Below are 3,419 nucleotides of genomic sequence, written 5' to 3'. Positions count from 1 at the left end.
GCCCAGGCCCAGGACACCGAACGCTATACCTATCTCCACCATGCCACGCCGACCAACGTGTTCTGGCAAGCGGTGAAGAAGGGCATGGACGAAGCCTGCGGCCAGATCCAGGCAGACTGCCAGATGGTCTTCCTCCAGCAGGACGGCAACTTCCAGGAACAGCTGAACAACCTGGAAGCAACGATCGCCCAGAACCCGTCCGGCATCATCATGACGTTTGCCGGCGGTGCGGTATTCGACGAGACGCTCGAGCGCGCCCAGGCCGCCGGCATCCCGGTGCTGGCCTCGAACGTGGACCACCCGGAGAAGACCCACCGCCTGTCCTTCACCGGGCAGGACCTGGAGCAGGCCGGCTATGACCTCGCCAAGGGCCTGTCGGAGAAGTTCCCGGCCGAGGGCCCGATCCACGTGCTGATCGGCATCTCCGGTCCGGGTCAGGTCTGGGCGGAGAGCCGTGGTGCCGGCATCGCCCGGTTCATGGACGAGTACAAGGCCGCCAACCCGGGCCGCGAGATCACCTACGAGAAGATCGATTCCGGGCTCGACCTGTCGGTGACCGGGCAGCGCGTCGCCGCCTATGTGCAGTCCACGCCAACCACCGCCTATTTCGACGTCGGCTACTGGGCCGCCGGGGCGGCCGTGTCCCTGCGCGACCTCGGCAAGCAGCCGGGCGAGGTGCTGCTGGCCTGCTTCGACCTGGTGCCGGTGGTCATGGACGAGATGAAGAGCGGCTACATCCAGCTCACCATCGACCAGCAGCCCTTCCTGCAGGGCTACATCCCGATCCACCAGCTCCACATGATCAACAAGTACAAGCTCGGCGCCTATGACGCCAACACCGGCAAGGCCCTGGTGACGCCGGACCAGATCGACGCGCTGATCGAGCTATCGCAGCAGGGCGTGCGCTAGGAAGGCGCGCCAACTCCATGAATCGCCTCGCCAAGACGCTCCTGTCCCGCCCGGAGATCAGCGCGCTCGTGATGCTGCTGGTGGTGCTGGTGGGCTTCGCCCTCTACGCCCCGCAGTTCATGAGCCAGGCCAACCTCCGGGTCATCCTGTTCGCGCTGCCCGAACTGGGCATCCTGGCCCTTGGCGTGGGCATCCTGATGATCGCGGGGGAGTTCGACCTGTCGGTCGGCTCCGTCTTCGCGCTCGTCCCGATGCTGATCGTGGTGCTGACCGGCAAGCTGGGATTGCCGCCTGCGGTCGCGATCGTCGTCGGCCTCTGCGCCGGCCTCGTGGTCGGCTACATCAACGGCTGGATCACGCTCACCTTCAACATCCCGAGCTTCGTCACCACGCTCGGCATGCTGTTCATCGCCCGCTCGACCGCCACGGTCCTCTCCGGCGGCTTCCCGCCGCCCTTTCCCACGACCGCGCCCACTTGGCTGTTCGTGGCCGACCTCGGCCTGTTCCGCGCCTCGATGCTCTGGTTCCTCCTCTTCATCGCCGTCCTGGCCATCGTCCTCCACCGCACCAATCTCGGCAACTGGATCTATGCCACCGGTGGGCAGCGTCAGGCGGCGGACGACATGGGCATCGACACCCGCAAGGTGAAGCTGTTCTGCTTCATGCTCTGCTCGTTCCTGGCAGGCTTTGCCGGCATGATTACCACCTTCCGCCTCCGATCCGCCCTGCCGTCCTTAGGCGAGGGACTGGAACTGCAGGCGATCGCCGCAGCCGTGATCGGCGGCACCTCGTTGATGGGCGGGATCGGCTCGATCGCGGGCTTTCTGATCGGCACCGTGCTGATCCGCGCCATCGATAACGGCTTGGTCATGGCCCGCATTGATGCCAACTGGTTTCGCATGGCGATCGGCACGCTGACCATCCTGGCCGTCATCCTCAACATCTCGCTCCGTGCCCGTGCCCGCAAGATGAAGGGCTGATCGCATGACCACGGTCCATCTGGAGGAACGCCACCAGGATGCCGCAGGGTTCGTGAAGCCGAGCCCGCAGGCCCTGGTGCGCTGCGAAGGCCTGGAGAAGTGGTACGGCGGCGTGCATGCCCTGAAAGCCGTCGACTTCCATGCCGAGCCCGGCGAGATCGTGGGCCTGGTCGGCGACAACGGTGCCGGCAAGTCGACCCTCATCAAGCTCCTTTCCGGCGTGCACCGGCCGGACTCCGGCAGGATCTTCATCGAGGGCAAGGAGGTGGCGCTGACCTCGCCCAAGGCCGCCATGGCGCTGGGGATCGAGACCATCTACCAGTATACCGCCATGGTCCCTGCCATGTCGATCGCCCGGAACATGTTCATCGGTCGCGAACCGCTCAAATGGTCCCTGCTCGGCCTCGGCTGGATGGACGGGCGCGCCATGGCCGAGACGGCGATCCGCTCGCTCACCAACATCGACCTGCGCACCCGCTCGCCGGACACGCCGGTCGAGGAGCTGTCCGGCGGGCAGCGCCAGGCCGTGGCCATCGCACGGGCCATGTACTTCAAATCGAAGATGCTGATCCTTGACGAGCCGACGAATCACCTGTCCGTCAAGGAGACCAACAAGGTCCTGGATTATGTCCAGGAGCTGAAGGGGCAGGGGATCACCTCGATCTTCATCAGCCACAACCTCCACCACGTGCATCCGATCGCCGACCGGATCGTGGCGATGGCGCGCGGCGAGAAGATCGCGGACGTCCGTAAGAGCGACATCTCCCTTGAGGAGATGACCGAGATGATCGTGTGAGGAATGGAGCCTAAGTCGATGGAACATCAGGGCCGAACTGCGCTCGTGACCGGCGCCGCCGGCGGGCTGGGCGTTGTCCAGTCGAAGTTCCTGGCCGAAGCCGGTGCCAAGGTCCTGATGCTCGACGTGAAGGGGCAGGAAGCCGTCGACGAGCTGCGTGGGCAGTTGGCGGCCGGTGCCGCAGAGCTGCTCTGGGTCCCGTGCGACCTGGCCGACCCGCAGGCTACCAAGGACCTGGTCGCGCGCCTGGACGCGGAGCATGGCGGCATCGACATCGTCGTCAACAACGCCGCCATCAATCCCTTGAAGGCGATCGACGCCTATGACCTGGCCGAGTGGCAGCGCGTCCAGGACATCAACGCCACCGCCTGCGTCGCCATCGCCCAGGCCACCGTGCCGTCGATGAAGCGGAAGGGCTGGGGGCAGATCGTCAACATCACCACGGTGACGCTGAACGGCGGCTGGGAGAACTTCACCGCCTATGTCGGCTCGAAAGGCACGCTGCTGGGCCTGACCCGCTCGCTCGCCCGAGAGCTCGGCCGGTTCGGCATCCGGGTCAACTGCATCAGCCCCGGCGCCATTCCCACCGCCCTGGAGCGCGAGGTCTGGGCCGACCAGCTGGAAAGCTACATCCAGTTCCTGCTCGACCACCAGGCCCTGAAGTACCGCGGCAGCCCCGACGACATCGCCGAAGCGCTGATGTTCCTGGTTTCGGATCGCGCGAAGTTCATCAC

4 protein-coding genes are annotated in these 3,419 nt (G+C 65.6%); all 4 read left to right on the top strand.

From position 1 onward, the window contains the following. Nucleotides 1–909: substrate-binding domain-containing protein (locus VHL31_RS06665; protein ID WP_329660426.1), on the top strand; the 909-nt coding region annotated here is incomplete at its 5' end. 17 nt (nt 910–926) lie between these two features. After that, the gene (locus VHL31_RS06660) at nt 927–1,889 is read left to right on the top strand and encodes an ABC transporter permease (RefSeq protein WP_329660425.1); all 963 of its coding nucleotides are present in this window, start codon (nt 927–929) and stop codon (nt 1,887–1,889) included. Between the two features lie 4 nt (nt 1,890–1,893). Next, nucleotides 1,894–2,685 carry an ATP-binding cassette domain-containing protein gene (locus VHL31_RS06655; RefSeq protein ID WP_329660424.1) on the top strand — a complete coding sequence of 264 codons (792 nt, stop codon included), beginning with the start codon at nt 1,894–1,896 and terminating at the stop codon, nt 2,683–2,685. An 18-nt stretch (nt 2,686–2,703) separates the two neighbouring features. Continuing rightward, the coding region (locus tag VHL31_RS06650) for an SDR family NAD(P)-dependent oxidoreductase (protein ID WP_329660423.1) at nt 2,704–3,419 on the top strand (716 nt) is incomplete at its 3' end.

The sequence above is a fragment of the Geminicoccus sp. genome, assembly GCF_036263595.1.
In the GTDB taxonomy this organism is placed as follows: domain Bacteria; phylum Pseudomonadota; class Alphaproteobacteria; order Geminicoccales; family Geminicoccaceae; genus Geminicoccus.
The sequence above is the reverse complement of the archived record's forward strand: the minus strand, read 5'-3'. Positions and strand labels throughout refer to the sequence as shown.